General features: G+C 61.9%; 25 protein-coding genes. 10 read left to right on the top strand and 15 right to left on the bottom strand.

The genetic code is table 11. From position 1 onward, the window contains the following. Entirely contained in the window at positions 1-2,493 is a 2,493-nt protein-coding gene (locus VVD49_RS09190) for an ATP-binding protein (RefSeq protein ID WP_327598842.1), read from the top strand. A gap of 111 nt (positions 2,494-2,604) precedes the next feature. Here the strand turns inward: VVD49_RS09190 and VVD49_RS09185 are convergent, their stop codons facing one another. Both VVD49_RS09185 and VVD49_RS09180 read right to left on the bottom strand, forming a co-directional pair. Continuing rightward, complete coding sequence (locus VVD49_RS09185) at positions 2,605-3,513, bottom strand: pirin family protein (RefSeq protein WP_327598841.1); 909 nt, start codon at positions 3,511-3,513, stop codon at positions 2,605-2,607. A 92-nt stretch (positions 3,514-3,605) separates the two neighbouring features. After that, on the bottom strand, positions 3,606-4,205 hold the full coding sequence (locus VVD49_RS09180; RefSeq protein WP_327598840.1) for an FMN-dependent NADH-azoreductase: 600 nt from the start codon (positions 4,203-4,205) through the stop codon (positions 3,606-3,608). Between the two features lie 144 nt (positions 4,206-4,349). On the opposite strand from VVD49_RS09180, the gene VVD49_RS09175 reads away from it, so the two are divergent. Then, complete coding sequence (locus VVD49_RS09175; RefSeq protein WP_327598839.1) at positions 4,350-5,360, top strand: LysR family transcriptional regulator; 1,011 nt, start codon at positions 4,350-4,352, stop codon at positions 5,358-5,360. Here VVD49_RS09175 and VVD49_RS09170 read toward each other — a convergent pair. Continuing rightward, positions 5,357-5,713 (bottom strand): hypothetical protein, encoded by a 357-nt coding sequence (locus tag VVD49_RS09170; protein WP_327598838.1) that lies wholly within the window; start codon positions 5,711-5,713, stop codon positions 5,357-5,359. The two genes, VVD49_RS09175 and VVD49_RS09170, sit on opposite strands and share 4 nt — an antisense overlap. A gap of 212 nt (positions 5,714-5,925) precedes the next feature. On the opposite strand from VVD49_RS09170, the gene VVD49_RS09165 reads away from it, so the two are divergent. Genes VVD49_RS09165 through eutC form a run of 3 tightly spaced genes read left to right on the top strand, consistent with a single transcriptional unit; the run spans position 5,926 to position 9,276 of the window. Next, positions 5,926-7,011 carry a response regulator transcription factor gene (locus tag VVD49_RS09165; RefSeq protein ID WP_327598837.1) on the top strand — a complete coding sequence of 362 codons (1,086 nt, stop codon included), beginning with the start codon at positions 5,926-5,928 and terminating at the stop codon, positions 7,009-7,011. 34 nt (positions 7,012-7,045) lie between these two features. Next, the gene (locus tag VVD49_RS09160) at positions 7,046-8,479 is read left to right on the top strand and encodes an ethanolamine ammonia-lyase subunit EutB (protein WP_327598836.1); all 1,434 of its coding nucleotides are present in this window, start codon (positions 7,046-7,048) and stop codon (positions 8,477-8,479) included. After that, positions 8,476-9,276 carry an ethanolamine ammonia-lyase subunit EutC gene (eutC, locus tag VVD49_RS09155; RefSeq protein ID WP_327598835.1) on the top strand — a complete coding sequence of 267 codons (801 nt, stop codon included), beginning with the start codon at positions 8,476-8,478 and terminating at the stop codon, positions 9,274-9,276. The genes VVD49_RS09160 and eutC overlap by 4 nt, the downstream gene beginning before the upstream one ends. An 8-nt stretch (positions 9,277-9,284) precedes the next feature. On the opposite strand, the gene sodC is transcribed toward eutC, so the two are convergent. From sodC to VVD49_RS09130, 5 genes are all read right to left on the bottom strand, one after another. Continuing rightward, on the bottom strand, positions 9,285-9,809 hold the full coding sequence (gene sodC, locus VVD49_RS09150) for a superoxide dismutase [Cu-Zn] SodC (protein ID WP_327598834.1): 525 nt from the start codon (positions 9,807-9,809) through the stop codon (positions 9,285-9,287). 215 nt (positions 9,810-10,024) lie between these two features. Then, positions 10,025-10,639, bottom strand: coding sequence for a trimeric intracellular cation channel family protein (locus tag VVD49_RS09145; RefSeq protein WP_327598833.1), 615 nt, complete (start codon positions 10,637-10,639; stop codon positions 10,025-10,027). Positions 10,640-10,647: 8 nt separating this feature from the next. Next, positions 10,648-11,151, bottom strand: coding sequence for a heme-degrading domain-containing protein (locus VVD49_RS09140; RefSeq protein WP_327598832.1), 504 nt, complete (start codon positions 11,149-11,151; stop codon positions 10,648-10,650). A 141-nt stretch (positions 11,152-11,292) separates the two neighbouring features. Then, positions 11,293-12,648, bottom strand: coding sequence for a TldD/PmbA family protein (locus tag VVD49_RS09135; RefSeq protein WP_327598831.1), 1,356 nt, complete (start codon positions 12,646-12,648; stop codon positions 11,293-11,295). After that, the gene (locus VVD49_RS09130; protein WP_327598830.1) at positions 12,645-14,075 is read right to left on the bottom strand and encodes a TldD/PmbA family protein; all 1,431 of its coding nucleotides are present in this window, start codon (positions 14,073-14,075) and stop codon (positions 12,645-12,647) included. The genes VVD49_RS09135 and VVD49_RS09130 overlap by 4 nt, the downstream gene beginning before the upstream one ends. 148 nt (positions 14,076-14,223) lie before the next feature. Between VVD49_RS09130 and VVD49_RS09125 the strand changes: the two genes are divergently transcribed. Then, a complete protein-coding gene (locus VVD49_RS09125; RefSeq protein ID WP_327598829.1) occupies positions 14,224-15,000 on the top strand; it encodes an alpha/beta fold hydrolase in 777 nt (258 codons plus the stop codon). 101 nt (positions 15,001-15,101) lie between these two features. Continuing rightward, complete coding sequence (locus VVD49_RS09120; protein ID WP_327598828.1) at positions 15,102-15,485, top strand: GNAT family N-acetyltransferase; 384 nt, start codon at positions 15,102-15,104, stop codon at positions 15,483-15,485. Positions 15,486-15,728: 243 nt separating this feature from the next. Here VVD49_RS09120 and VVD49_RS09115 read toward each other — a convergent pair whose 3' ends face one another. From VVD49_RS09115 to VVD49_RS09090, 6 genes are all read right to left on the bottom strand, one after another. Continuing rightward, positions 15,729-16,439 carry an alpha/beta hydrolase gene (locus VVD49_RS09115; RefSeq protein ID WP_327598827.1) on the bottom strand — a complete coding sequence of 237 codons (711 nt, stop codon included), beginning with the start codon at positions 16,437-16,439 and terminating at the stop codon, positions 15,729-15,731. A gap of 203 nt (positions 16,440-16,642) precedes the next feature. After that, positions 16,643-17,905: a tetratricopeptide repeat protein gene (locus VVD49_RS09110; RefSeq protein ID WP_327598826.1), complete on the bottom strand. Its 1,263-nt coding sequence runs from the start codon at positions 17,903-17,905 to the stop codon at positions 16,643-16,645. Positions 17,906-18,271: 366 nt separating this feature from the next. Continuing rightward, positions 18,272-19,042 (bottom strand): class I SAM-dependent methyltransferase, encoded by a 771-nt coding sequence (locus VVD49_RS09105; RefSeq protein ID WP_327598825.1) that lies wholly within the window; start codon positions 19,040-19,042, stop codon positions 18,272-18,274. A 325-nt stretch (positions 19,043-19,367) separates the two neighbouring features. Further along, positions 19,368-19,742 carry an HPF/RaiA family ribosome-associated protein gene (locus tag VVD49_RS09100; RefSeq protein ID WP_327598824.1) on the bottom strand — a complete coding sequence of 125 codons (375 nt, stop codon included), beginning with the start codon at positions 19,740-19,742 and terminating at the stop codon, positions 19,368-19,370. A gap of 378 nt (positions 19,743-20,120) precedes the next feature. Further along, positions 20,121-21,119 (bottom strand): SdiA-regulated domain-containing protein, encoded by a 999-nt coding sequence (locus tag VVD49_RS09095; RefSeq protein ID WP_327598823.1) that lies wholly within the window; start codon positions 21,117-21,119, stop codon positions 20,121-20,123. 37 nt (positions 21,120-21,156) lie between these two features. Continuing rightward, a complete protein-coding gene (locus tag VVD49_RS09090) occupies positions 21,157-21,831 on the bottom strand; it encodes a lamin tail domain-containing protein (protein ID WP_327598822.1) in 675 nt (224 codons plus the stop codon). A gap of 378 nt (positions 21,832-22,209) precedes the next feature. Between VVD49_RS09090 and VVD49_RS09085 the strand changes: the two genes are divergently transcribed. The 3 genes from VVD49_RS09085 to VVD49_RS09075 all read left to right on the top strand — a co-directional run bounded on the left by VVD49_RS09085 (position 22,210) and on the right by VVD49_RS09075 (position 24,854). Next, positions 22,210-22,908: a pirin family protein gene (locus tag VVD49_RS09085; protein ID WP_327598821.1), complete on the top strand. Its 699-nt coding sequence runs from the start codon at positions 22,210-22,212 to the stop codon at positions 22,906-22,908. A 106-nt stretch (positions 22,909-23,014) separates the two neighbouring features. Then, positions 23,015-23,293: a glutaredoxin 3 gene (gene grxC, locus VVD49_RS09080; RefSeq protein ID WP_327598820.1), complete on the top strand. Its 279-nt coding sequence runs from the start codon at positions 23,015-23,017 to the stop codon at positions 23,291-23,293. Positions 23,294-23,630: 337 nt separating this feature from the next. Then, positions 23,631-24,854, top strand: a complete 1,224-nt coding sequence (locus tag VVD49_RS09075; RefSeq protein WP_327598819.1) for a porin — start codon at positions 23,631-23,633, stop codon at positions 24,852-24,854. 93 nt (positions 24,855-24,947) lie between these two features. Here the strand turns inward: VVD49_RS09075 and VVD49_RS09070 are convergent, their stop codons facing one another. After that, complete coding sequence (locus VVD49_RS09070) at positions 24,948-26,159, bottom strand: AraC family transcriptional regulator (protein ID WP_327598818.1); 1,212 nt, start codon at positions 26,157-26,159, stop codon at positions 24,948-24,950. Between the last annotated feature and the right edge of the window lie 43 nt (positions 26,160-26,202).

Genomic DNA, 26,202 nt, shown 5'->3' with positions numbered 1-26,202 from the left:
ATGCAACTCAGACTGCGCGCCCTTCGTGACGGTATCTCCAGCTGGCTCAATGCCATTCCGATCAGGCAGCGCCTGCGCCACCTGTTCCTGCTGAACGTCGTTGGTCTGAGTCTGTTGCTGGCACTCAGCATTCTCAGCAGCGTGATCAAGGATCGCTATTTCACGGCCATCGAACGACTCAACACCGAACAGCGCCAGCTGCGCCGCTTCGACACCGAGACGGCTCGCCTGCAAGCCAGCATCCGCGAATACATCACGATGCCGAACGAAGACCTGATCCTGCAGATCGACAAGTCGACGGCCACGCTGTTTGCCGACCTGGAGAAGATCGAGCAAGAGAACGATGAAAACGCCGCCAGCTTCACGGCCATGCGTGACGGGCTGCGCTCCTTCATCGAGGGCTACCGCGAGCTCAGGTCGCTCAACGCAGAGATCGACAATATCTATCAGACCGAGCTGCAGGACCCCAGCGAACGCGCAGCCGATCTGCTGGCCCTGGTGATGGGCGAAACCGTGCAACAGCACAAGCAGACGCTGGTTGGGCCAGCCTCGCTATCGCTGATCAATACCTTCATCGAGTCCCTGCTGAAGATCAACTCGTTCTATGTGAAACGCGAGACCAAGACGAGCCTGAGCACCCGCGCCTCGCTCGAGCGCGTGGCGGCGCTTGCACCGGTCCTGGAAGAGTTCGCACCAGGCGAGATCGAGCGCTCGGCGCTGCGCCAGCTACAGAGCAAAGTGCATACGATGATCTCCGGCCTGGGCAGCCTGCAACGCGCCTCTGCGAAACGCAATCTGGTGCTCGACCGAAAGATCGAAGCCGGCCAGCAGACCATCGCACAGGCGGCGCGCCTGCTCGACCAGCGCTACGCCGCCATCGAGCTGAGCCTGAGCAGCCGCTATGCGCATCAGCTGATGGTGATCAATGTGTCCACGGTGCTGGTCGGCGTTCTGGTCGTCGCGATCACCTTCCTGTTCAGCGCGATGATCGCGCGCTCCATCCGCAGCCCACTGGCCCAGCTCATGCAGTCCGTCGAGGCCTTCTCGAACAACAACTTCGAGCATCCGGTGCCGGATCTCGGCAAGAACGAACTGGGGCAGCTCGCCGGCTCGCTCACCTCGTTCCGCGAAAGTGCGCTGGAGCGCGTGCGCGCCGAGAATGCGCTGCGCAACAGCGAATCTCGCTTCCGCAGCCTGTCCGACATGTCGAGCGACCTGCTGTGGGAACAGGACGCGGAGTACCGCTACATCTCCTTCACCGGCAACCGTGCTGACGAGTTGCTGGAGAAGAACGTCCTGCGTCTTGGCGCAACGCGCTGGGAGAGTGCCTGGCCACACCTGCGCACGCCCGAGCAACGCGAGAAATGGCAGGAGCACAAACGGCGCGTGGAAGCGCACGAACCGTTCCGCAACTTTGAATTCTCGGTGCCGATGCCCGATGGCTCCATCCTGTACCTGCAGTCGAACGGTGATCCGCTGTATGACACCGAAGGCCGCTTCCTCGGCTACAGCGGTACCGCCAAGGACATCACCGCGCAGAAAGCGTCGGAACAGGAAATCCTGCGCCTCAACCAGGGTCTGGAACAGCGCGTGCATGAGCGTACAGCCGCACTGGAGCGCTCGAACCAGCAACTCTCGCAAGCCATGGATCAGCTCGTACATAGCGAGAAACTCGCTTCGCTGGGCAGCCTTGTGGCCGGCGTCGCGCACGAACTCAACACGCCGCTGGGCAACGCCCTGATCGCGTCGACCTCGTTGCGTGAGCACATGGCAGAGTTTGCGAAGCTGACCCTGTCCGGTCAGCTCAAGAAGTCCGACTTCGCACGCATGGTCGAGACCTGCGTGGAAGGCTGTTCGCTGATCGAACGCAATACGCATCGCGCGGTATCGCTGGTCACCAACTTCAAGCAGGTCGCGGTAGATCAGACCAGCGAGCAGCGGCGCCGCTTCAACCTAGCCAAGACCATCGCCGAGGTGGTGGCCGCCATGGGGCCGGCCATCCGCAAGGCGCAGCACAGCATCACCATCGACATTCCGGATGACATCGAACTCGACAGCTATCCCGGCCCGCTCGACCAGGTGGTCAGCAATCTCATCATCAATGCCATGGTGCACGGCTACCGGCCCGGAGAGAGCGGCGACCTGCATGTCTCGGCGCGCCTGAGTGCGCCGGGCGAAGTGCGCCTGACCATTGCCGACAATGGCATCGGCATCCCCAAGGAACGCCAGGGCCGTGTCTTCGACCCCTTCTTCACGACACGCATGGGCGAAGGCGGCAGCGGGCTGGGCCTGTACATCGTCTACAACATCGTGACGACCTTGCTCGGCGGCCAGATCCAGCTCGACAGCACGCCCGACGAAGGCACGGCCTTCATCCTGTACATTCCGGTCGAAGCGCCGGCGCAATCGCTCAGTGAAGTACCAGCCGAATCCGTGAGTGCTGCCGTCATGAGCGCTGCTGCGATCGACAAGGCTTCTGGCCGCAGTAGCTGAAATCAAGTTTGTCATCCCGGCGAAGGCCGGGATGACAAGGATTTTTTGGGACTCTGAAAAAGAAAAACGGCGGTCTGGATCAGACCGCCGTTTCATTTCATCACCTCATCTTCAGCCTGCCAGCGCCTGCACCGTCACCCTGTCGAACTTGCCGTCATGGTAGTCCTGCAAGGTCTGCTGGATCTGCTCGGCAGTGTTCATCACGAACGGGCCGTACTGCGCGATCGGCTCGTTGAGCGGCTTGCCGGCGATCAGGATCACGCGTGTCGGCACGCTGGCCTCGATCACGACACCATCGCCGCCATCGTTGGCAAGAATCGCCATGTGACGATCCGGCACTGCTTTGCCACCCACCGAAGCTTCGCCGCGATAGGTGTAGATGAAGGCGTTATGCCCCACCGGCAATTGCTGCGCGAAACGCCCACCTGCAGGCAGATGCACGTCGATGTACAGCGGCTCGGTATCGGGACGCGTCACCGCGCCTTCCACGTCGTGGCTGGCACCCGCAATCACGCGTACCTTCACATCACCTTCAACCGCGAACTCGGGGATGTGCTCGGTCGGGATGTCGCGATAGAACGGCGCGATCATCTTGTTCTTCGCGGGCAGGTTCACCCACAGCTGGAAGCCTTCCATCAAGCCATCTTCCTGCTCCGGCAATTCGGAGTGGATCAGGCCGCTACCCGCCGTCATCCACTGCGCGCCACCGGGGCCGAGCAGGCCTTCATTGCCCGCGTTGTCGTGATGACGCATGCGACCGGCGAGCATGTAGGTAACCGTCTCGAAGCCACGGTGCGGGTGATCGGGAAAGCCGCCCATGTAGTCTTCCGGATTCTCGTTGCGGAATGCATCGAGCATGAGGAAAGGATCGAGGCGACGTTGCAGGTTATTGGTCAGCACGCGCGTCAGCTTGACGCCGGCGCCGTCCGAAGTCGCCTGACCTTGCACCAGGCGCTCCACGGCACGCGAGCGTGCGACGCTCGTTGCGGTCACGGTCTGCGTTGTTTGTGGTGCGTTCATGTTGCTCTCCTCAAGTGATGGGGCCGCCCGCAGGCAGCCCCGGTTCAACAACTCTTGTACTACTGCATTACTGCAAGCGCCTCAGGCGCACTTCAGGCGGCGATCGCCTTGATGTCCTTGCGTGCTTCGGCCAGGGCCTTCTGCGCAGCTTCTTCACCCATTGCAAGGCCTTCAGCATAGATGAACTCGACGTCGCTCATGCCCAGGAAACCGAGCACGGTGCGCAGGTAAGGCACTTGCGAATCCGCTGCCGTGTCGCGATACAGACCACCGCGGGCCAGCACCACGTACACCTTCTTGCCGGTCAGCAGACCTTGCGGGCCCTTGTCGGTGTAGGTGAAGGTCACCCGGGCACGCGAGATTGCGTCGATCCAGGCCTTCAGCTGCACAGGCACACCGAAGTTGTACATCGGCACGCCGATCACGACGATATTGGCAGCCTGGATTTCAGCGATCGCGGCATCGTCGATGGCGACGCGAGCGGCTTGTTCAGGGGTGCGTTGCGCTTCTGGCGTAAAGAGCGCGCCGAGAGCGGCTTCGTCCAGTACGGGGAAAGGTTGGCGGGCCAGGTCGCGGACGACGACATTCGCATCGGGATGTGCGTCGAGCAGATGGACGACCACTTCCTTGGCGAGATGGGTGGATTGCGAACCTTCGCTACGAGCGCTGGCATTGATTTGAAGGATGTTCATGATCGTTCTCCTGTTCGGTTGGCTGCGGCCCTGTGTTGCACCGCCATGGAACGAACTTTAGTCGCCTCAAAAACAAGACAGAAGCCCGTAAACTGGATTACATTGTTCCATCAATGCAACAGTCTTGCAGCCTTGGAGAAACACATGGAACTCGATGCCAACGACCTGATGCTGTTTGCCAAGGTGGCCGAAGCCGGCAGCTTCTCGCGTGCGGCCGATCAGGTCGGCCTGCCCAAATCCACGGTCTCCCGGCGCATTGCGGGGCTCGAAACGCGCCTCGGCGAACGCCTGCTCGCCCGCAGCACGCGCAAGCTCGCCCTGACCGAATTCGGCCAGGGCATCTTCGAGCACGCGCGCCGCCTGCAGGAGGAGACGGAAGCCGCCATCGCCTACGCCCAGCATCGCCAGGTGCTGCCGCGCGGCCGCCTGCGCGTGACCATGCCGCCGGGCTTCTCCGACAAGCTGATCCTCAGCACCTTCTTCCTGAAGTTCTGCGAGAACTATCCCGAGGTGCGGCTGGAGCTGGACATGTCACCGCGCCGCGTCGACCTGCTGGCCGAACAGTTCGACCTTGCCATCCGCATCGCCTCCAGCCTGCCGGACGACGCCACCCTCGTCGCACGGCGCCTTGCCGATATGTCGAACTCCCTCTACGCCAGCCCGGCCTATCTCAACCGCTATGGCCGGCCGAAAACGCCTGACGAGTTGCTGAAACACGTCGGCCTGCACATGTTCGGCAGCTCCGGCGATATCGCTCCCTGGCAGCTCGTGCGCAATGACACGCAGGACACAAAGAACAAGGAGAAGTGGGAAGGTCTGCCAGACGGCCCGCTGGCCGCCAACGCCATCGATCTCGTCATGCAACTGACATCTCACGGTCTCGGCATCGCGCTGTTCACCGATCGCTTCGCCCAGCCTGCCGTCGACGCCGGGCTGCTGGAACGCGTACTGCCCGACTGGTCCGGCCCACCGGTCACCGTGTGGGGCGTCATGCCGGGCCGCAAGCTCATGCCGACCCGCACGCGCGTGTTCCTCGACGCGCTGGTCGCCGAACTGCTGGCCTGCTCGGAAGTAGAACGCAGCCACGCCCAAGCCTTGACGGGCAAGGCCGTGTCACAGCACCCGGCATTCGTGGCTGCAGCAAAACGCCGCTAGGGTCGCAAAGCGGCCCCGCGCCCGGCGAGTCGCTCGCGCTTTGCATCGCCAGGCTCGTGTCGCGGCAGTCGCAAACGCGCGATGAGGAATGCCGTCACGAAGCACAGCAGCATGTTGAGGATGCTCACGACGAGCATCGCGTTGATCTCGTAGTTGCCCTGCTCCAGCAGCATCAGGACGAATGCCAGATGACTGAACGCCCAGATCATCCAGGTCTGCAGGGAATAGTCGTCGCCGCGCGCCCCCGGCCGCATGAGCCGCCGGCAGGTCGGCACGTAGGCGCAGATGCGCAGGTAGCTGAGGATGGCGAACGCCCACTGCAGAACGAAGACATAAATTTCGTGAATGCTCACGGCACCGCCTCGCTGGCAGGGGGCCCACGCCCGAGGCCTGCATACTTGCGCGAAATCCGCCCGAGGCGCCCCCATGCAGAGGGGGTATCGGCAATGCAGGGACGTACCCTTTCAGGCAAAAACGGGGACACATCACCCTAACGGGCAGGATGCAAGGCTGCGCCTGTCAGCGTCCTATGCTGGAAGTCGATCCAGACAGCACGAGACATGACATGAGCAACTACAAGTCATCCCGCACCAGTGCTTATGTGCGCCACTTATGCTCGTTGGGACTGCCGGACGCGACGGTGATGCCGGAAATCGTCGAAGGGCTGCGCAGCATCGTCGACGCAGATTCCGGCAGCTTCTTCTGGGCCGGCGAGGACTTCGACATCGCCGCCGTCTACGCGCAGAAAGAAGCGGTCTACAAGACCTACCCGGCTTATGCCGCGCTGCGCGCCAACGGCCATGTCCGCAAGCTACAGGGAGATTTCACGGACTGGATGAAGGGCGGACGCTACGTTGCGAACACCGCACATATCGACCGGGAGTTCGTGAACAGTGCGTTCTACTCCGAAGTCGTACGCCCCTGTCATTGCCGGCACGTCATCGTCTCCATCGTCGATGATGGCCGGCGCGGCTGGGGGGCGCTCATGATGACGCGCGAAGAGAGCCAGACGCCATTCTCCGACGCAGACTGGGCTACGCTGGAGGGCTTCAAGACGCATGTCATGCATGCGCTGCGCCCGCCACTGAAGGCCATTCACGACTGGACCGACAGCAACAACTCGGCGACCACCCTGGTGGACTGGAACGGGCGCATCCTGCATTGCAGCCCTTCCTTCAGCCGCCTGTTGCGCTTCGCGCGCGACGAGACGCTGGGCCCCTCCCCCAGCACGCTGCCACCCCTGCTGATGCCCTTGCTCAAACGCCTGCAGCATCTGCACAAGGGCGAGCCGGCGGCTGAAGCACGCCTCGATACGCAGAACCGCTGGGGGCTGTTCCTGTGGCGCGGCTATCCACTGGAGGCCGGCCCGACCATATCGAGCCCCGGTTTCATCATCTACGGTCAGCACCAGCAACCCCGCCTGCTGACGGCGGCGCGCGGCGCGCACCAGCTCGGGCTCAGCGCGCAACAACAACTGGTCAGCCTGCACTGGGCCAAGGGCCGTACCCAGCGCGAGATCGCCCAGGATCTGCGCGTCAAGGAAAGCACCGTCATCGATCACCTGCGGCGGGTGTATGAGCGGCTCGACGTGCGCGACAGCACGGCACTGGCCGAGCGCCTGATCGTTGCCGGCAGCGCGGCCCTGAACTGAGCCGTCACGCAGGCGACACGCCAGCGCACGATACTTGCGTGCAGGCAAGCGCACACCGCTCGCCGCGCAAGGGATCGACATGCCGGAATACCGCCACACGCTGGATGCGCACACATGGAAGTTTGCCGACCTCGCCACGGTGATGGCACGCGCCAGTGCGCGCAAATCGGGCGACGAGCTGGCGGGCATCGCTGCAAGCACCGATGAAGAGCGTGTCGCCGCGCGCATGTGCCTGGCCGACATACCACTGCAACACTTTCTCGACGAAGCACTGATCCCCTACGAGGCAGACGAAGTCACGCGGCTGATCATCGACACGCACGACAAGGCCGCGTTCGCACCGCTCAGCACGCTCAGCGTCGGCGCGTTTCGCGACTGGCTGCTCGCCTACGAGACGGACAGCGCGACGCTCGCCGGCGTCGCGCGCGGCATCACGCCCGAGATGGCCGCGGCCGTGGCGAAGCTGATGCGCAACCAGGACCTGATCCTTGTCGCCAGCAAATGCCGCGTCACTACGCGGTTCCGCAACACGCTGGGCCTGCCCGGGCGCCTGGCGATCCGCCTGCAACCCAACCACCCGACGGACGATGCCCGGGGCATTGCAGCCTCGATGCTCGACGGCCTGCTGTACGGCGCGGGTGACGCGGTCATCGGCATCAATCCCGCGTCAGACAGCCTGCAGAACGTCATCCGCCTGCTCGGCATGATCGACGAAGTGCGCCAGCGCTACGACATCCCCACCCAGTCCTGCGTGCTGACGCATGTCACCAGCAGCATCGAGGCCATCGCGCGCGGTGCGGCGGTCGATCTCGTGTTCCAGTCCATCGCCGGCACCGAGGTGGCCAACCGCAGCTTTGGCATCGATCTCGCCGTGCTGGGTGAGGCGCGTGCCGCTGCGCTGTCACTGGCGCGCGGCACGCTCGGCAATAACGTCATGTACTTCGAGACCGGGCAAGGCAGTTGCCTCTCCGCCGGCGCGCATCACGGCCTCGACCAGCAGACTTGCGAAGCACGTGCGTACGCCGTCGCGCGCCACTTCGAGCCGCTGCTGGTCAACAGCGTCGTCGGCTTCATCGGCCCCGAGTACCTGCACGACGGCAAACAGATCGCCCGCGCCGGGCTGGAAGATCATTTCTGCGGCAAGCTCCTCGGCCTGCCAATGGGCTGCGACGTCTGCTACACCAACCACGCAGAGGCCGACCAGGACGACATGGACAATCTCATGACCCTGCTCGCCGTCGCCGGCTGCACCTACTTCATGGGCGTGCCGGGCGCCGACGACATCATGCTCAACTATCAGAGCAGTTCGTTCCATGACGCGCTCTACCTGCGCAAGCTGCTCGGTCTGCAGCCCGCACCGGAATTCGCCGACTGGCTGGCGCGCATGCGCATCATGGATCAGGGGCTCCTGCTCGGCGTAGACGCGCAACATCCCCTGCTCGGCATGGGTACAGGAGGTGCCGCTTGAGCACGTTCGTTGAAGACGCCTGGCAAAGCCTGCGCAGCTTCACTGATGCACGCATTGCGCAAGGTCGCAGCGGTGCCAGTCTGCCAACGGCACCCATGCTCGCCTTCCAGCTTGCCCATGCCCGCGCCCGCGACGCAGTGCATCTGCCCCTCGACGTACAAGGCCTGCGCACCGCATTGGGAGATCTGGAAGTCGTGGAGGTGGCCAGCGCTGCCGCGTCACGCGACATCTACCTGCGTCGCCCGGACCTTGGGCGCCGCCTTGACGACAGCTCACGTGCGCGCCTCGAAACGCGCACCGCGCCAGAGCTGCCCTATGACGTTGTTTTCGTCCTGGCCGACGGCCTGTCGGCCCTCGCCACCCAGCAACACGCTGCAGCGGTGAGCCTGCTCGCTCGTGCTGCGCTGGCAGGCAAAGGCTGGCACATCGGCCCCCTGGTGATTGCGAAGCAAGCACGCGTGGCACTCGGCGACGAAATCGGCGAATTGCTCGGCGCGCGTCAGGTCGCCATGCTGATCGGCGAACGCCCCGGCCTGTCTGCTGCCGACAGCCTCGGCATCTACCTCACCTGGACGCCACGCGTCGGCCGCAAGGACGCCGAACGCAACTGCATCTCCAACATCCGCCCGGCAGGCGGCCTGAGCTACGAACAGGCCGCGCACAAGCTGCTATGGCTGATGGGAGAAGCACGCGCACGACGATTGACCGGCGTTGCGCTCAAGGACGAGAGCGATGCGGAAACTGAACTGGAGACGCGGCCCGTCAGCGAGGCGCTACCAGAGCGCGGTGAAGGCTGACCGGCGCCTCACCAGATCACGCCGCAGTACAGCCGCGCACCGCCACCGCCCAGCGGGGCCGGATGATCGGCGTGGTTATCGCCCCCGGCATGAATCATCAAGGCGTGACCACGCACGTCCTCCACCTTCAGGCGCGGCGCCAGGACCGGTGTACGCGCCGAGCCATCCGCAAGTACCGTCAGCGCCGGCAGGTCGCCCACATGACCATCGCCCCAGGGCGTGCCGTGCTTCTTGCTGCCTTGTGGGTCGTAGTGCCCGCCTGCAGCCAGCGCAGGCACCAGCTTGCCGTCCTGCTCCGCGGCATTGCAGCTCGGCTTCTCGTGCACGTGAAAGCCGTGCGCCCCCGGCGGCAAGCCCGATAGCGCTGGCGTCAGCACCAGCCCGTACGCCGACTGTTCCAGCGTCACGGTGCCGACATCCCAGATCACGCCGTCAGTACCCACCATGTAGATCGTCGTGACGGCGCTTTCCGCGGCGGCGACACTGCCAACCAGGGCCCCCATCGCCAGCACTACGAACAGCTTTACGAGCATTGCATACTGCTTGAAGTGAGTCATCGCCAGCCCCCGAACAGACCGTCGCAGCCTCAATCGGGAATCCCGCCGAGACATCCGACCATGCCATCAGGGTAAGCAGGTGCCGTAGCGAGAATCCCCCCTGCGCTGGGGGTATGTCGTCACCCCGTCAATGCACCTACGGGCAGACGCGCGTGACGCGGGTCGCACGGCCTGCGCTCAAGAACCACATCTCACGCCATGTGGAACACCGGCAATTGCCAACCATGGGCCAGCGCCAGCAGGCGCATTGCCGCAACGACGACAAAGCCGGCGACGAACGCCCAAGCCTCCGGTACGCGCATGGCCTTGAGCAGCAGGTAGACGCAGATGCCGGCAATGGCCGCCGATGCATAGACGTCCTTGCGCAATAGCAGTGGCACGTGCGCGCTGAGCACATCGCGTATCACGCCACCCGCCGTGCCGGTGAGCGTACCCATCAACACCACGATGATGCTGCGGTAGCCCGCCGCTTCGGCCAGTTGCGCGCCACAAATGGCAAACAAGGCGAGGCCAAGCGCGTCGGCAATCAGCAAGGACTGCGCGGGTATCGGCAGGTACTGCACCCACAGCACCGTCAGCAAGCCGGTCACGCAAGTCAGGTAGAGATAGCGCGGGTCGCGGATCCAGAAAATCGGGTGCCGGTTCATCAGCACATCGCGCACGGAGCCACCGCCGATGGCCGTGATGGTGGCGATCACCATCACGCCGAAGAAATCCAGCCCGGCCCTGCCTGCCGCCAGCGCGCCGCTGACGGCAAAGACCGCGCAGCCGATCAGATCGAGCACGTAGAGCATCTGCGGCAACACGCTATCGCCTACCGCTCTTCTGGCCCGAGTGCCAGCTCGGCAATGTTCTGCCCGAGCACGTCAGCCAGCACTTCGACGATCACGCCATGGTCATCGCGCTGCGGCAGCCCGGAGACGGTGATCGAACCCACCACGCCCGAATCGCGCAAGCGTATCGGGAAGCCGCCGCCCGCCAGCACGAGCTGGTCCGGCCCGGCGCCGAAGCGCTCCATCAAGGAGTGGCCGTTCTTCTGCACGCCAAGCGAGAAGGCATACGAACTCTTGTGGAAACGCATCACCACGTTGCGCTTGCGACGGATCCATTCACCGTTGTCCGGCGTCGTGCCGAGCATGGCGTAAAAGAACAGCGGATGCCCGGCCAGCTGGATGTCGATGGCCGCCTTCTTGCCACGCGACTCGATCAAGGCCCTCAAGCGCAAGCCGATATCGAGCGCGGTGGTGGCATTGAAGGCGTCGAATTGCAGACGCTCTTCCTGAATAGCGATCTGGTTCAGGTCTGAGTCGAGAGACATGGAAAACTCCGCAGATGTGAGGACGCAGAGTTTAGCGCGCCCGGCTTTGCGTAGCCCGGATGCAGGTTTGCCGAAATCCGGGGCCTCGCGTTGATCCACAACCAGCCCCGGATGCCGTCTCACTGCATCCGGGCTGCCAATTCAAAGCGTGAACGTGAAACTCTCGATCAAGGCCCCTGGCGTACGGCAACCACCCAGCGCGCGCCGGTGATAGGTGTCCGTCGCCGGGTCGATCTCCACGTGCGAGGTCAGTGCCAGCAGCTTGTCACCGAGCGCGTTGTAGAGGCTCTCGTCCCAGCGCAGATCCTTGATCGGCCCGACGATCTCGCCACCTTCCACCCAGAAGCACGCGTAGCGTGTCATGCCGGTTACACGTGCCGACACCGGGTCGCTCCAGTTCAGGTAATGCAGATTGGATAGGTACAGGCCCGTACCCAGAGCTTGCAGTACATCCTCTTCGCGCAGGCTCCCGCCAGCCACATCCATCGCACGCGGACCTTCCCCGCCGGAAGCACCATTGGCTACCAACCCGAACTCCCTCGCGGTGCGCGAGCTCACCAGCAGTGTCTTGAGTTCGCCCTGGGCGATCAGCGGCAGATGCGTGGCCGACACCTCGCCAAGCCCGTTGAAGCGCGGCGTCAGGCCCAATTCGAAATTCTCCGCGATGCTCAGCAAGGGCGACAGGCGCGCTTCGTTTTCGGCCAGCTTCCTGAACGGGCTATGGCCCTGCTTCCAGGCCGACGCAGACAGCGCGCTCCAGCCCAGCATGCCGAGCAGATCGGAGAACGCGCGCGGCGCGAGATAGGTGCGATATGCACCCGGCTTCACGCTCTGTTGTGGTTTGGCCAGCAGCGCGAGCAAGGCCTTGGTGCGCGTGAGATTGGCCGCCCAGGCCGCGTCGTCCCAACGCGAGTCGGCATAGCAGCCCTTGGCGGCCTGCGGCCCGTTGTAGAGCGAATAGTCGAGAAAGAAAGTCTCGGTCGCGAACCAGTGACGCTGGCCCGCTGAATTGCAATTGGCACGCACGATGATGCCGCCCGCGTACAAGCCGGCAAGGTCGCAGCCCACGGCAGGCGCGACGACCGCCTCGAGCACGTCCTGCGAGGCCAGCAAGGCGCCGCGAAACTCTTCGTTGCTGCTGCCATTGTTCGCTATCGGCACCTGGTACGGATCGGGCGGCAACACTGCCACCTCGTCGCGGCATTGCACGAGCAGATGCGCGAGCGCCGGGCCATCCATTTCGACGTCACCACTCAGCGTGCGGCTCTTGCTCACCGTGCGGCCGTTGCACTGCAACTGCAGTGAGATGCCGATCTGCTCCACGTCCGTGTTCTGACGCACACGGTTGTTGTTGAAGCGAACGAACAAGGACTCTTCGGCAGACAGATTGAGGGTCAGCGCCTCGCCATCGGCCAGCTGTGCCAGCACCCGCGCCGACAAGGCGTCGAACAGCGCGCGCACACGCCCCATGAAATCCGTGTTTTCGCGGGCGCTCATGATTGGCCTCCGAACACTTCGACATCGCGGAACAGGCAGGGCGGCGAAGCATGGCCGACGCGGATCACCTGGCTCGGCTCGCCCTTGCCGCAATTCAGCGTACCGAACACTTCGTCGTGACTCCCTACGCCCGCGAGGCGATTCCAGAAGTCCACCGTCACGCCGCGATAATTCGGGTTGCGCACGACGCGCCCCAGCCGACCGTTCTCTATCAACTGCCCGTACTCGCAGCCGAACTGGAACTTGTTGCGATAGTCGTCGATGGACCATGAGCGATTGGTATGCATCAACACACCGTGCTCGACCTGCGCGATCAGGGCCTCAAGCGAAGAGGAGCCGGGCTCCAGATTGATGTTCGCCATGCGGTCGATCGGCGCGCGATTCCACGAGGCCGAGCGGAAATTCGCTACGCCCGACAAGCCCGACCGCAGCTGCGACTCCAGCGAGCCAAGGCCGCGCTTGAGCACGCCGTTTTCAATCAGCATTTCGCGCGTCGCAGGGTTGCCGCCATCGTCGAAATCGTAACTGGCAAGTTCATTCGCCCGCGTCGGGTCGAATGACACATTCATGAGCGGCGAGCCGTACTGCAGGCGACCGAAATCCTCAGGCTTCACGAAGCTCCAGCCGGCGTAGTTGCGTTCATCGCCGAGGATGCGATCCAGCTCCAGCGGATGACCGATCGACTCGTGAATCTGCAACATCATCTGGTCCGGCATCAACACGAGATCCATGCGGCCGGATGGACAATTCTCGGCAGCCAGCAAGGCCAGCGCCTCGCGCGCCGTGCGCTCGGCATGCGCGATCAGCGTGGCGCGATTGAACACCTCACCACCCAGCTGCCCGGTGCGCGACCAGCTGCGCGTCTGCGACTCGGCCGCATCGACCGCCGTCGCCGAGAGCGTCACATCCAGCATGTCGAACGACTGATGCGTCTCGGAACCATTCGAGGAGTAATAGTCGATCCGTGTCTGCACCAGCGTCGCACTCGCGGTGCGATTCACCAGTTGATCCGACAACTGCATCGCCTGCGAGGCGGCCAGCAGGCAGTCCGTGATCTCGCCCAGACTCAAGGCATCCAGATCGCGCCCGCGCGCACTGCGGTAATTGCCCAACGCACGCGGTCGCTCGCTCACGGTAAAGGCCTGCGCCTTGTGCCGGCTCGTCGCACGTGTCGTCGCAATCGCCCGATCGAACGCGCGCTGCAAACCCGCCAGACTCAGATCCGCTGTCGCCGCATAACCGAAATGCCCATCGACCAGTACTTCGCACATCGCGCCCTCATCGAGCGACGTGTCGTTACCCTCGGGCTTGTCGTTGCGGATCGAACGCCAGGTCGTGGTTTCACTGGAGTAGCGGATGGCGGCCCAGTCGGAGTGCCGGAGCGCGTAGTTCAGCGCTTGTTGATGTGTGCTTGCGGGAGCGGGCATGGCAGGAAACGGGCTGCTTGGACGAAACCGGATTTAAACACGGATCCCCCTGCCACCCGTGTCGATGAGCATGTCATGCGGTATCGTTCGCTACCTCCAGCCCACGCGGCAACATCCTTCATCGCTATCAACAATGAGAGAAAAGATCATGTCCTGGCATCGCCGTCTCACGCTTGCTCTGGCCCTGACCATCCCTGTTTTCCATACCGTCTATGCAGCCGACAGCGTCGAGACAATCGAACTTGCCTCGGGCGGCACACAGAAGTACGCGGTATTCCGCAATGACGACGGCAAACCCGTCACGCGCTTGATGGCACTCTTTACGGGCGGTGACGGCGAAGCGCATGTGGGTTTGCTCGACGGCTCTCCGGTCTTTGTCGGCCGCGGATTCATGGTTGACGGCCGTCGATTGTTCCTGCGCGAAGGCACAGCGGTCGCGGTGATCGACTCGCCGTCGTCGATGCCGAAGATGGCTGCAAAGTATCGGCAGGAGGAGACCTATCTGGCAGGTACGGAGAAAGCACTCGATGCATTTCGCGCACAATTCCCGACTGCCCGGCTCTACCTGATCGGGCACAGCAACGGCTCGATCTCGGCGATGGCGCTTGCATCAAGAATGAAAGAGCGCGTGGCCGGCGTGGTGTCTTTGGGCGGAGTAATACGCCGCAGCGAAGACTTCGGCGATATCAAGCTCGCACAGCCTATCCTGTTCATGCATCACCGCAAGGACGCCTGCGCCAGCCCGACCTACAGCGCCGCGTTCATCGATCTATACCACCCGATCTTCGTCGAAGACATCGGCGCCTATTTTCCCTCGCGCTGCGGCCCCTATTCCGCGCACCACTTTCATGGCCAGGAAGGCGCGGTCGTCGACACGATCTATCGCTGGTTGAACGGCGCAACCTTGACCGAGAGCATCCGTTAGGCCCTCATCTATCACCCATGAACCTCGCCGTCCGCCTCGCCACCATTGAAGACGCAGCAGCCTCCTGCGCTGCAGTCCGCAACTCCATCACGGAATGCTGCGTGCTCGATCACGACAACGACGCGCTCGTGCTGGAAAACTGGCTGAAGAACAAGACGCCGGAAAATTTCTGCAGCTGGATAGCCAATACCGAAAACCTCTCGCTTGTCGCGGCAACGCAGACCGGCATCGTCGGCTTCGCGATGGCTACATCCTCCGGCCACATCCGCCTCTGCTACGTGATGCAGGAAGCGCTCTTCCAGGGAGTGGGCAAAGCCTTGCTGGCGGCACTGGAGGAAATGTTGAGCGCCTCGGGGCTACGCACGCTCACGCTTGAAAGCACACTGACGGCGCGTCCGTTCTATGAGCGAAATGGCTTTGTTAAAGCCGGTGACCCCGTGCGCCGGATGAGCTTGATGGCGACGCCGATGGTCAAGCATCTCTGACAGTGCAGCTCAGCCTTCAGGACTCCGTCGTTCCCGCAAAGGCGGGAACCCAGTGGCTTTGCGCACGAACTAACGCCGCAGGATTCCCGCCTTCGCGGGAACGGCAAGGTTATTGGTTCGCGTGACCGCCCCCACAGCCCTGTGGCCGTGCCAGGGGTGGGGTCGCGGAGCAACCCAGCGCTTTTCGTTCCATCCCGATCGCGGGACCGGAGGTGATCGACGGTGGCCTCGGGCTCTGCTTCTTCATCTCGGCAATCCAGATCCCACGGCGTTGAAGACTTGCCCCACCCAAGCCAGAAAATCCTGCCGCATCTCCACGCTCAAGGTGTGGTCCACCGGATAGCGATGCGTCTCGTAGGCCACATCCAGGTCGCCTAACCACTTCTCCGAGCGCTCTGCCCAGCTCACCGGCAGCTTGCTGTCGAACTCCCCATGAGCGATGAACGCACGCAGATGGGCCAGACGTTCGCGACTGGCGATATGCGGTTCGAGTTCTGGCAGCATGCGGCCCGACAAGATGGCGAATCCGCGAACGGACTCCGGCGCGCTCAGGGCAACGCTTGCGCTCATGATGCCGCCCTGGCTGAAGCCGGCGACAAGGGTGTTGCCCGGCTGCAGTTCGTAGGCGGTTTCGAGTTGCGTGATGAACCGGGTCAGGGTCTGGCGCGCTGCGTCGGCCTCAGCCGGGTCGATGCGTGGGCCCTGCGCAAAGAACACCACACGGAACCAGCCGTACTGGTCAGGCCCGAACTGCAGCGGGCCGCGTGCAAGGACGACGAGCACCTCCGGGTCAATGCCCGCAGCGAGTGATGCGAGATTGCTCTCGTTGCTGCCCACGCCATGCAGCAGGATGACGCAGGCCTTCGGCTTGGCTGGTAGAGGCTGGCGCAGACGGTGGGACAACACGAACACCGTGTCAGCCTGCCGTAATTCGCTGATTTCCCCTGTTTGCATGTCGTCTCCATGTGGTGCGAGTTGGCACAAGCACGCAGCCCTTGCGCCACGAATGCGGTCGTGGCCGCGCATCAAGAGACTTTAGAGGGGCTCCACCCGCAGATAAATAGCGATTCGCGGCATCTGCTTTTGCATAAAGCGGGACAATGGCGCGTTGCGGCTTGAAGCAATGCCGCCTAGCAGCGAGCGTCGTCCGCTACAGATCAGCCCGGAATAAATCTGCGGACTTCTTCTTCCACCTGAGCCATGACCGCCGACCAATCGCCCATGGTTGGTTGGCGTATCAATGTGGCGGTTGGATACCACGGGCTGTCATCGCGATCCAACAACCAGCGCCAGTCCGGCGAGTACTGCAGCAAGACATACACTTTCTTTCCCAAGGCTCCCGCCAGGTGGGCCAGCGATGTATCGACACTGATGATCATGTCCATGCACTCGACAATGGCGCCGGAGTCCTCGAAATCCTCGATCGCGCTCCCAGTCAGCGTGATGCCGGGATTGCGCTCCAGGAAAGCCCTGTCCTCATCCCTGATGTCTTTCTGAATGAGGAACAGATTGGCTATGTCCATCAATGGCGCGAACACAGCCAAAGGGGCAGGACGATTATTTCCGTGCTGCAAATCGAAGCTAAGGCTGCCGGAGCATGCAATGCCGATATTCAGCCGTCCTTCCGACAGCGGGAGCACTCTTTTCCACTCGGATACTTCTTGAGGCGGAATGCTGATGTAAGGAACCGCTGCCGGAATGGAGTTGGCGTCCGTCTCGAACAACAAAGGCAGGCTGAGTAGCGGTATCTGAAAGTCAAAATCGTCGCGCGGAACATCGCGCGAAACTACGACGCAGTCGAACTGTCTGGCAAACAATGAATGGAGCGACGGAGGGGTTACAAACGTTACTCTGGCACCTCGCTGCACAAGAAGCGGGACATAGCGCGCGAACTGGATGGTGTCGCCAAACCCTTGCTCATGCCAGACAAGAATGCTCTTCCCATGGATGTTCTCTATTCCCGCCAACCTTGGTGCGGTGGATTGAAAAACGGGATCGGCATTCGTCATCCTCCAGCGGAACTCGTAGTTCCTCCAGCCGTTTTCAAAGTCACCTTCAACGAGTTGGGCCAGAGCTTTGTTCCAGTAACCGTCATAGTAGTCAGGCTGGCGCTCGGTAGCTTTGTCAAAAAAAAACAGCGCCTTCTTGTAACTGCCAAGTTCGTGCTGAATCAGGCCGAGGTTCAGCCATGCCTCGGCCAACCCATCATTCAGAGACAAGGCGCGCTCTGCCGAAGCAACCGCCTCGTCGTATTTTTTCAGTTTGAGCTGCGCACTCGACAGGTTGGCAAGGGTAGAGGCTCTATCTGGGACAAAGCTGAGTGACGCCAGAAATCTGGCTTCCGCTGCACCATAATCATAGGCCGCCAGCAGATCCAGCCCCTCGAAGAAGAGCTGCTTTGCCGCTTCGAAATTGCTCATATATGTAACCAGTCCGCCAATACTTCAGAGAATAATGCCGCGCCCTTGAGTATTGGCGCTTCCGTGGGCGAAGGCATGAGTTGCTCGATCCACGCAAGTCCGCAATCGCATGAGCGCGGGAGATTCTCCGGCAACAAGCAATGGACACCAAGCCCCCATCCAGTCGAATGCAGGTTTGATGTGTGAATGATCTGCGCGGAGTTACCGCCTTCGGCAATGCCGAAGTGCGATGACTCCGAAAAATTCCAGGAACATAAACATATCAACGCACGAAACTGGAGGAAATTTCCTGGCTGCGGGACAGATCGTCTGGCACACAACACCATGCGCTACGGCATCGCGATCGCAGTGGAGGAGCCCAGCCCCCTACTCCGGCTTGGTTGCCTGATACTCGCCCAGGATGTTCATGCCCTTCTCGACGTGGCGACGCACATTGGTGAAGCCAGCGGCCTCCAGCGTTGCAATCACTTGTGCGGGCGGCACGCAGGCTTCGATGGTGTCCCAGTAGTACTGCCACAGCTTGCGCGTGTTCTGCTTCTTTCCGACCACGCGTGCCAGCAATGGCACGAAACCCTTCATGTAGATCTTGAGCAGGAACTTGCCCCAGGCGCTTTCCGGGCAAGTGATCTCCAGCAGGCACAGCTTTGCGCCGGGCTTCATGACGCGATGGTATTCGGCGAAGGCCACCGAGAGGTCACTGACGTGCCGCAGGGCGTAGCCCATGCTGAGGAAATCGAAATGCGCGTCCGGGAAAGGAATATTCTCGGCACGACCTTCAAGAAGCGTCACGCCGGCGGGCACCTTGGCGTTGGCCATCATGCCGGGGCTAGGATCGACGCCGGTCACGAGTGTGGGGTCGCCCACGATCTGCGCCGCACCACGCGCCACCATGCCAGTCCCCACCGCGACGTCGACAACGCGCATGCCGGGCTTGAGTCCGGCACGCACCAGAGCTTCGGCGCGGTAGGTCACGCCCTGTCCGAAGCCCAGGATGTGCTCCATGCGGTCGTAGTCTTCGGCTGTGCTGTCGAACATCTCGCGCAGGAAGCCGATGCGGACTTTCTCCTCGGCGTAATAGTCGGTCAGCGGTACATGAGGGAGATGGGCGACAGCGCTTGGTTCAGGAGCAGTGGTCATGAAGGTCTTCCAGTAGGTCACGAAATGTCCGGGAAATGCCAGGTCGAGCCGAAACGAGCAGGCAGGAATCGGGCGCAAAGGGCCTTTTCCGGGATCAGTATATATTCGCCTTGGGTGAAATCTGGAAAACGGAATCAGCAGCCAGCAGTGGGCTGCCGCGCAGCGACGGCAGATCGGTCACTGCCAGGCGGGTAATGAAGTGTTCAGGCAGATGCGCTGCACCGGTTTGGGCAAGGCCCGTGAGGGGATCACATCGGGCCTCGCGGCATTGCAAGCCAGCACGGCGTTGCGCCGGCTTGCCGACATGCCAACAGGGTAGGTCATGTCAATCGGCCGCCACCAGCTCGGCATCCGCATCCACGCCAGCCGGTACCTTGGCACGCGTTTTCTGTGCGTGCGCACGGCCCAGGTTGCTATCGAGCAAGCGGATCAGCTTGTAGGCCGCGCCGTCGATAGCTTGATGCAGGTTCGCTGCATGGTGCGTGACGGCAACCGGCTTCTTGCCTTCGAGACGGGCCTCCATCACGCAACGTTTGTCGTTCTGGCCGCTCTTGTTGCCATTCTCATCGCTCAGATAAACCTCTACGCGTGTGATATGGGTGTGCACGCGGTGAAGCGCGTGTTTGACAACATCTCCCACGTGAGTCTGCAAGGCATCGCGACCGACAATATTGCTGTCCGTATTGACTTGAATCTGCATATCGAACTCCTGTCTTCAACGTGAATAAATGGGTCAGCAGCATTCGCGCCGCTCCTTGGCACCAAAGCGCATCGCGAGGCCACCTGAAAGTTGGAGACGGCATGCAGGACTTGGTTCCGCGAAATTTGTTACGCCGATTTGTCCTGGCGCAAAGCGCGGCGACACAACACGGAGCAAGGAGCGTACTGATCAGGCCGTCTCGATTAATTCCATAGGCATCGTTCTGCCAGAAGGCAATTCGCGCGAATCGGTGCAGCGGCCTGCGCCTTGCTTACGCTTGACGCTGGTGACCTGCGGCACCCTCCGCACAGCCATAGTCAGAAATGAAAACGGGAGCCGAAGCTCCCGTTTTTTCTGGCGTTGCCCCGCTCGCGGCTATTACGCCTTCTTGCGACGAGCCACAAAACCAAGCAGGCCGAGACCAGCGAAAAGCATGGCGTAGGTGCCTGGCTCTGGCACAGCGGCCGCACTCAGCACGATGAGTTGCGACGCCGAGTTTGCCGGAGCCCCATCGATCTGGAGCTGCTCCGCGACCAGGTAGATCGTGCCTTTCTCGTCGACCGTCACGCCTTCGATGCCGTTGTTCGGCAGGATGTTCGACAGGTCGAGGCTGCTCAGGACCTGACCGCTGCGATCCACCTCGAGCAACTTGCGCGACACGAGACTCAGGATCAGCAGGTTGTCAGCGGCCGTCGTGCCAACCAGTGCATCCACAGGCGACAGGGTCTGTACGTCGGAGAAACTTGCGACGCCAAGCAAAGCGGGGTTGAACAGGTTGGTCAGCGTAGACGTACCACCCAGGTTCGCACCGAAGCTCAGGCTGCCTGCGAGGATGTCTTCCGGCGCCTCCTGCTTGACGGTCACGAACGTGCCGTTGCGTGGGTCGTAGCTGATGCCTTCCACGCCACTGTTGCCGACATTGGCATTGCTGATCGATACGCCGTTATTCACCAGGCTCGCGGTACCGCCCGCCACGTAGCTGAACTTGTAGGCATCGTAGAGGCGCTCTTCGGTGACGACGAGCTGGCCATTTCCAACGTAAGTCAGGCCTTCGGTGTCGTGCTTGCTGCTGCCGGTACCACTCCAGTCGAAGCTCATGGCGCCGATGGTCTGGCCGGTGAGCGTGGTTTCAATGACGCCGAAACCTTCATCGCCGACGAAGAACAGCGTGCCGCGATCGCGGGCATAGGTCACCGCCGAGGCTTCGAGGCCGGAGACAGAGCCGCCGGTACCTGCAGTCAGACCCAGCGAGTAGATGCCGGTCACGCTGTAGTTGGCGAGATTGATCGAACTGCCCGCCGATGCGGGCACGGATGCCATTGCGGCAAGCGCTGCAACGGCGGCAGAAATGAGGCTACGTGCAATTGTTGATTTCATGACTCTCTTCCCGATGAATAGCTGAACGGCGCGGCGCTCAGACAGCCCGCTTGCGCACGATGACGCCCATCAAGCCGAGCCCTGCCAGCAGCATGGCGATATTGGTGGGCTCTGGAACAGCGGCGATGCTGCCCGGCGAACCGATCTCGCTCGCATCATTCAGCGCCACGAATGCGCCATTGACGCCTGCAACGCTCAGCTGCGAGATCGTGGTGTTGTCGAGGCCGGCCCGATTGTCGAAGCTCTGGTACGGGGTGCTGCCATCGGCAACGCCGAAGCTCACGCTGGCTTGCAACACACCGCTGGCGTTGTAGATGTTGACCGCATCACCGTCAGTGCTGAGGCCAACGCCAGAGCCAACATAGGTACCGAATTGCAGCGACGGGCTGGCCGTGCCGAACCAGGTGCTCAGGAAGCTGGCACTCACTGATTTCTCTGCAAAGATGACCGACTCGCCCGCGGCGATGCTGGTGATGCCGGCGAGGGCGACGGCCGAGGCAAAGCTTGCCGAGCTGTCATCCATCTTCCAGCCTGCAATGCTCACGGCCGAGCTGCCGAAGTTGGTGAGTTCGAACCAGTCGCTGGCGTAAGGTGCGTTGCCGCTGGCCCATGGCGCTACTTCGGTGACCCGGACCTGCGCGTTGGCCATGCTTGCGCCAGCGATGAAAAAAATGGAAACAAGGCCCAGCAAGGGCTTCTTGATGCTCTGCATGCTCTACTCCAGATGGATTGGACCCCGGCGCGCTTGGCCCTTCGGATGCCTGGGTCACCAGAAATTGACCTGAATTTTTTTGGGGCCGAAGTAAGAGGAGCGTAGCGAGCCCATGTGTCACGGCTGTTACAGCTTCGTGACAACGCGGGCGCGAGACCGACGGACGGAGCACGTGCCAGACAGGGGCTCGGAGAGCCTTGCAGCACGCCGCCGGATTGTTCCATGCGCGGAACAATCGTTCCCGGCCCAGGGGATTCTCAGGAATTCCTGCGCGCCTACACTGTGTCTGTCGGTGGCGATGGATACATCCGATGGAGCAATCAACTCCCGCCACCAACTGCCTGAGAACAGGCAAACCGCAGATTGCAGGAGAACGAAATGATCGAACGCAGACCTTTCGCTGAACTGGGTGGTGCTGACCATGGCTGGTTGAACGCGAAGCACCACTTCTCATTCGCCGAGTATCACGACCCGGCACGCATGAGCCACGGTGCGCTGCGTGTGTGGAACGATGACGAGATCGCCCCGGGCACGGGCTTCCCGCCGCACGGTCATGCCAGTATGGAAATCATCACCTACGTGCGTGAAGGTGCGATCTCCCATCAGGACAACCAGGGCAACAGCGGCCGCACCGAAGCGGGTGACGTACAGGTGATGAGCGCTGGTAGCGGTATTCGCCACGCGGAGTACAACCGTGAGGCCACGACGACGCGCATCTTCCAGATCTGGATCATGCCCGACCGCCAAGGCGGCGAGCCGAGCTGGGGCGCCAAGCCTTTCCCGAAGGCGGAGCGCTCAGGCAAGTTCGCAGTGCTGGCAAGCGGCATCGCCGGTGATGAAGACGCGCTGCGCATTCGCGCCAACGCCCGGGTTCTGGGCGTAACGCTGAAGGCCGGGCAAACCGCCGAATACGAACTGGGTGCAAATCGCCGCGCCTATTTCGTGCCGGCCGTGGGCGTGGTCGAGGCCGATGGTGTGCGCATCGAGGCACGTGATGGTGCCGCGGTCAGCAACACTGGCGTGCTGAAAATCACGGCCGTGGAGGACGCGGAAGTGGTGCTGGTAGATGTGGCCTGACGCAGGCCCCGCCGCATGCAGGAAGGCGACAAGCAACCTGCATGCGGCTTGATGTTCGCGTACTCGACCCGACATGAAGAATGTCGGCTCAGGAAAGGAAACAGCAATGAATCACGTCAGGATGTATCGCACCGAGGCCTGCCCCTATTGCGAAAGTGCCAAGCACTTGCTGGCGCGCAAAGGGGTGACCGGAATCGAGAAGATCAACGTCGACGCACTCCCCGAGGAGCGCGTGAAGATGATGGAGATCACAGGCCGCCGCACGGTGCCGCAGATCTTCATCGGCGATCACCACGTCGGTGGTTACGACGACCTCGTCAAGCTGGAGCGCGCTGGCAAGCTGGATGCGCTACTGGGGCTTGGCGTCGCCCCAGACCACGTTTGACGCAAATCGTAACCAGCATGTTTTTTTGAACCGGGCTCTGCCCGGTTTTTTGTTTTCTGCTCCCACCTGACACAGGTCAAACAACGCTGCACAGCACGTGCAACGCGATGCGGCGCACCAAATTCATGTGACCGGTTTTCACAACGACACAGACCGGAAAGTGAAATTGAGAGGGGCTAGTGCATTTGCTCAAATGCGCCCAGAGCCTGACACGCCCACGTCTGCCACAGCCAACACGGGACGCGCACACAAGGAGACGTGTATGGGCTGGAACTTCCGCACCGTGTGGGCATGGTCGCGGAGGGGATCAACAATCGAAAACGTGAGGAGAAACACAGTGATCGCAACAACGGCACGCCGCAATGCACGCGCTGGCAATATCAAACTACTGGCAATCGCCATCGCTGGCCTGATGTCCGGCGCCGCTTTCGCGCAAACTTCCGTCACCATCGGCGGCAAGTTCGACGCTGGCTACCAGTTCAAGCGTACCTCCAAGGCCGATACGGCCGCTGGTGGCCCGAACGGCGGCTCGACCACCGAGACCCTGGGTGACGGCGCAGCCAGCACCTCGCGTATCACGGTTGGTGCCAAGGAAACCCTGATGCCCGGTTGGGAAGCAGGTGTGAGCCTGGATCTGCGTTTCGGCACGATCGAAGAAGGCAAGGGTTTCACGCAAGATTCGACCAAGACCATTACCGGTCAGGGTGGTATCAACAGCAACGATAAGAAGGCCATGTACCTGACGACTCCGATCGGTACGGTGCAGTGGGGCGTGATCAACGCTGGCGACAACTTCTACCTGGCCGAAAAGCCATACATGGTCAGCCCGAAGGACCTGGAAATCGTCAAGTACGGTATCGCAACCTACCGTATCACCGCACTGACCAACCGCGTGACGGACATCCGCACCCCGACGATCAACATGGGCCCGGTCGGGCTGTTGTTCAAGGGTCAATACGCATTCGGCGACAACCGTAAGAGCGGCGACAGCAACATCAGCAGCGCCAACAGCGGTGACGCCCTGTCCGGCGGCCTGGAATACAAGGTCGGCGACATGGTCAATGGTGGTTTCGACTACCTCCATCGCACGCCAAGCACCAACGGCGGAACTGTTCCTGGCGTCAATGCCGTCGAAGGCTTCAACTTCTGGCGCTTCTACACCAGCGTCAAACCACTCAAGGGTCTGAAGATTGCCGGCACCTACATCGATCAACGTGGTTATGGCCAGAACACGGTCAACTCGCGCCGCAGCGGCTGGGCCGACAAGGTGACCAATGCCGTCGTCAGCTACAACCTGAACGACAAGCTGGAAATCGGCGCGGAATACTCGATCGTGCGTGACGTGGGCGAATTCCGTAACAGCGGCCATGGCTACATGTTCGGTGGTGCTTACTTCCTGTCGAAGAACACCTACGTCTACGCGGCTTACCAGAAGAATGACTGGCAATCCAACGGCTCCGCCTATGGCGGCAAGTACGACGGCACCTCGCCAGGCTTCAGCGGCACGGCATCGAAGACCGACAGCAACTACACCCGCTTCGGCATCGTCAAGGAATTCTGATCATCCACGGGATGTTCCGAAAAGAAAGGCAGCCCACGGGCTGCCTTTTTTCATTTACACCTGACGTGCAGCTCGCGCACGCCATGACGGACATCAACCGGCACTGAGCTTCTGTTCCACGCCATGCCCCGAACGCTGCGCCTGGTATTCACTTGGCGTACATCCCACCTCACGTTTGAACACCACGTGCATGTATTGCAGAGTGCGGAATCCGCAACGGATCGCCACCTCGGAAGCGCTCAGCTTGCCCCCTTTCAGCAGGTGCTGCGCCATGTCGAGACGCACACGCAGGATCTCGTCATGCACCGAACAGCCGCACTCCTGATGAAACAGGCGCTCAATCGTCGAGCGCGAGACATTGACGTGATGCGCCACCTGGTCGGATTTGATGCCATGCCCGACGAACTGCACGATGAACGCCCGGGCGCGCGTCACCAACGGATTGGTCCCTTGCAGATACATGCTTGATGCGCGCACGGCGAGGCGTGCCGGCGGCACGTGAACGCGCGTCTGCATCGGCCCCGTCCGCCTGAGACAAGCGTGCAGCATCTGCGCTGCAATCTTGCCGATACGCTCGGTGTCCTGCACCACGGAAGAAATTTCGACACGCGACAGCGAGGCAGCCACCTCGTCATTGTCGATACCTACCACGGCAATTTCGTCGGGCACGCTCAAGCCCGCGGCAGCACAGGCCTGCAACAACTCCTGCGCACTGGAATCATTCACGGCAACGATGCCGCATGGTTTGGGAATGGCTCGCAGCCATCGCGCCAGATCGTTCAGTACGATCTGCTGCGCAGTCGTAGCGTCGCGCATCGCCCCGTCACTGAATACATGCGTGCTCATGCGCATGCTGCCGACCTGTTTGCGAAACGCATCTTCACGCTCCTCGGCCCAAGCCATGCCGACATATCGCGGCCGTCCGTAGAAAGCCAGATGCGGCAGACCGCGTTGCATCAAGTGATCACACGCAAGCGCGATAAAAGCCTGATTGTCGGACATCACCAGCGGGATCTGCGCCGGGCACTGCGCCGCAGCACTGCAGGCACTGGCAACAGCAATGACGGACTTCTGGTGCGACGCCAGCGCGTCAAATACCGGACGATTGTCGAAGTCGCCAATACAGCCGTCCCACACCAGCCCGGGCATCTGCGCCTCGGCTGGCGTGATCAACTGCAGGCGCCAGTCGAGACTGCTGGCACGCACATACTGCCCCACCCCTGCGACAATGCCACGCGCATAACTTCCGCCCTTGTCGAACTGCAGGGCGATACGCAGCAAGCCCTCCTGACCATCACTCATCATTAACCACGATCTGACTAGAAAAAATACGCAAAAGACGTCTTTT

This window comes from Uliginosibacterium silvisoli, from assembly GCF_036017035.1.
Classification (GTDB): domain Bacteria; phylum Pseudomonadota; class Gammaproteobacteria; order Burkholderiales; family Rhodocyclaceae; genus Viridibacterium; species Viridibacterium silvisoli.
This window is presented reverse-complemented; position numbering and strand designations above follow the sequence as displayed.

What these genes read in the sequence shown, in the direction of transcription:
- VVD49_RS09190 (WP_327598842.1), top strand. Translation starts at nt 1, where the DNA reads ATGCAACTCAGACTGCGCGCCCTTCGTGACGGTATCTCCAGCTGGCTC.
- VVD49_RS09185 (WP_327598841.1), bottom strand. Translation starts at nt 3,513, where the DNA reads ATGAACGCACCACAAACAACGCAGACCGTGACCGCAACGAGCGTCGCA.
- VVD49_RS09180 (WP_327598840.1), bottom strand. Translation starts at nt 4,205, where the DNA reads ATGAACATCCTTCAAATCAATGCCAGCGCTCGTAGCGAAGGTTCGCAA.
- VVD49_RS09175 (WP_327598839.1), top strand. Translation starts at nt 4,350, where the DNA reads ATGGAACTCGATGCCAACGACCTGATGCTGTTTGCCAAGGTGGCCGAA.
- VVD49_RS09165 (WP_327598837.1), top strand. Translation starts at nt 5,926, where the DNA reads ATGAGCAACTACAAGTCATCCCGCACCAGTGCTTATGTGCGCCACTTA.
- sodC (WP_327598834.1), bottom strand. Translation starts at nt 9,809, where the DNA reads ATGCTCGTAAAGCTGTTCGTAGTGCTGGCGATGGGGGCCCTGGTTGGC.
- VVD49_RS09140 (WP_327598832.1), bottom strand. Translation starts at nt 11,151, where the DNA reads ATGTCTCTCGACTCAGACCTGAACCAGATCGCTATTCAGGAAGAGCGT.
- VVD49_RS09135 (WP_327598831.1), bottom strand. Translation starts at nt 12,648, where the DNA reads ATGAGCGCCCGCGAAAACACGGATTTCATGGGGCGTGTGCGCGCGCTG.
- VVD49_RS09130 (WP_327598830.1), bottom strand. Translation starts at nt 14,075, where the DNA reads ATGCCCGCTCCCGCAAGCACACATCAACAAGCGCTGAACTACGCGCTC.
- VVD49_RS09125 (WP_327598829.1), top strand. Translation starts at nt 14,224, where the DNA reads ATGTCCTGGCATCGCCGTCTCACGCTTGCTCTGGCCCTGACCATCCCT.
- VVD49_RS09115 (WP_327598827.1), bottom strand. Translation starts at nt 16,439, where the DNA reads ATGCAAACAGGGGAAATCAGCGAATTACGGCAGGCTGACACGGTGTTC.
- VVD49_RS09110 (WP_327598826.1), bottom strand. Translation starts at nt 17,905, where the DNA reads ATGAGCAATTTCGAAGCGGCAAAGCAGCTCTTCTTCGAGGGGCTGGAT.
- VVD49_RS09105 (WP_327598825.1), bottom strand. Translation starts at nt 19,042, where the DNA reads ATGACCACTGCTCCTGAACCAAGCGCTGTCGCCCATCTCCCTCATGTA.
- VVD49_RS09100 (WP_327598824.1), bottom strand. Translation starts at nt 19,742, where the DNA reads ATGCAGATTCAAGTCAATACGGACAGCAATATTGTCGGTCGCGATGCC.
- VVD49_RS09095 (WP_327598823.1), bottom strand. Translation starts at nt 21,119, where the DNA reads ATGAAATCAACAATTGCACGTAGCCTCATTTCTGCCGCCGTTGCAGCG.
- VVD49_RS09090 (WP_327598822.1), bottom strand. Translation starts at nt 21,831, where the DNA reads ATGCAGAGCATCAAGAAGCCCTTGCTGGGCCTTGTTTCCATTTTTTTC.
- VVD49_RS09085 (WP_327598821.1), top strand. Translation starts at nt 22,210, where the DNA reads ATGATCGAACGCAGACCTTTCGCTGAACTGGGTGGTGCTGACCATGGC.
- grxC (WP_327598820.1), top strand. Translation starts at nt 23,015, where the DNA reads ATGAATCACGTCAGGATGTATCGCACCGAGGCCTGCCCCTATTGCGAA.
- VVD49_RS09070 (WP_327598818.1), bottom strand. Translation starts at nt 26,159, where the DNA reads ATGATGAGTGATGGTCAGGAGGGCTTGCTGCGTATCGCCCTGCAGTTC.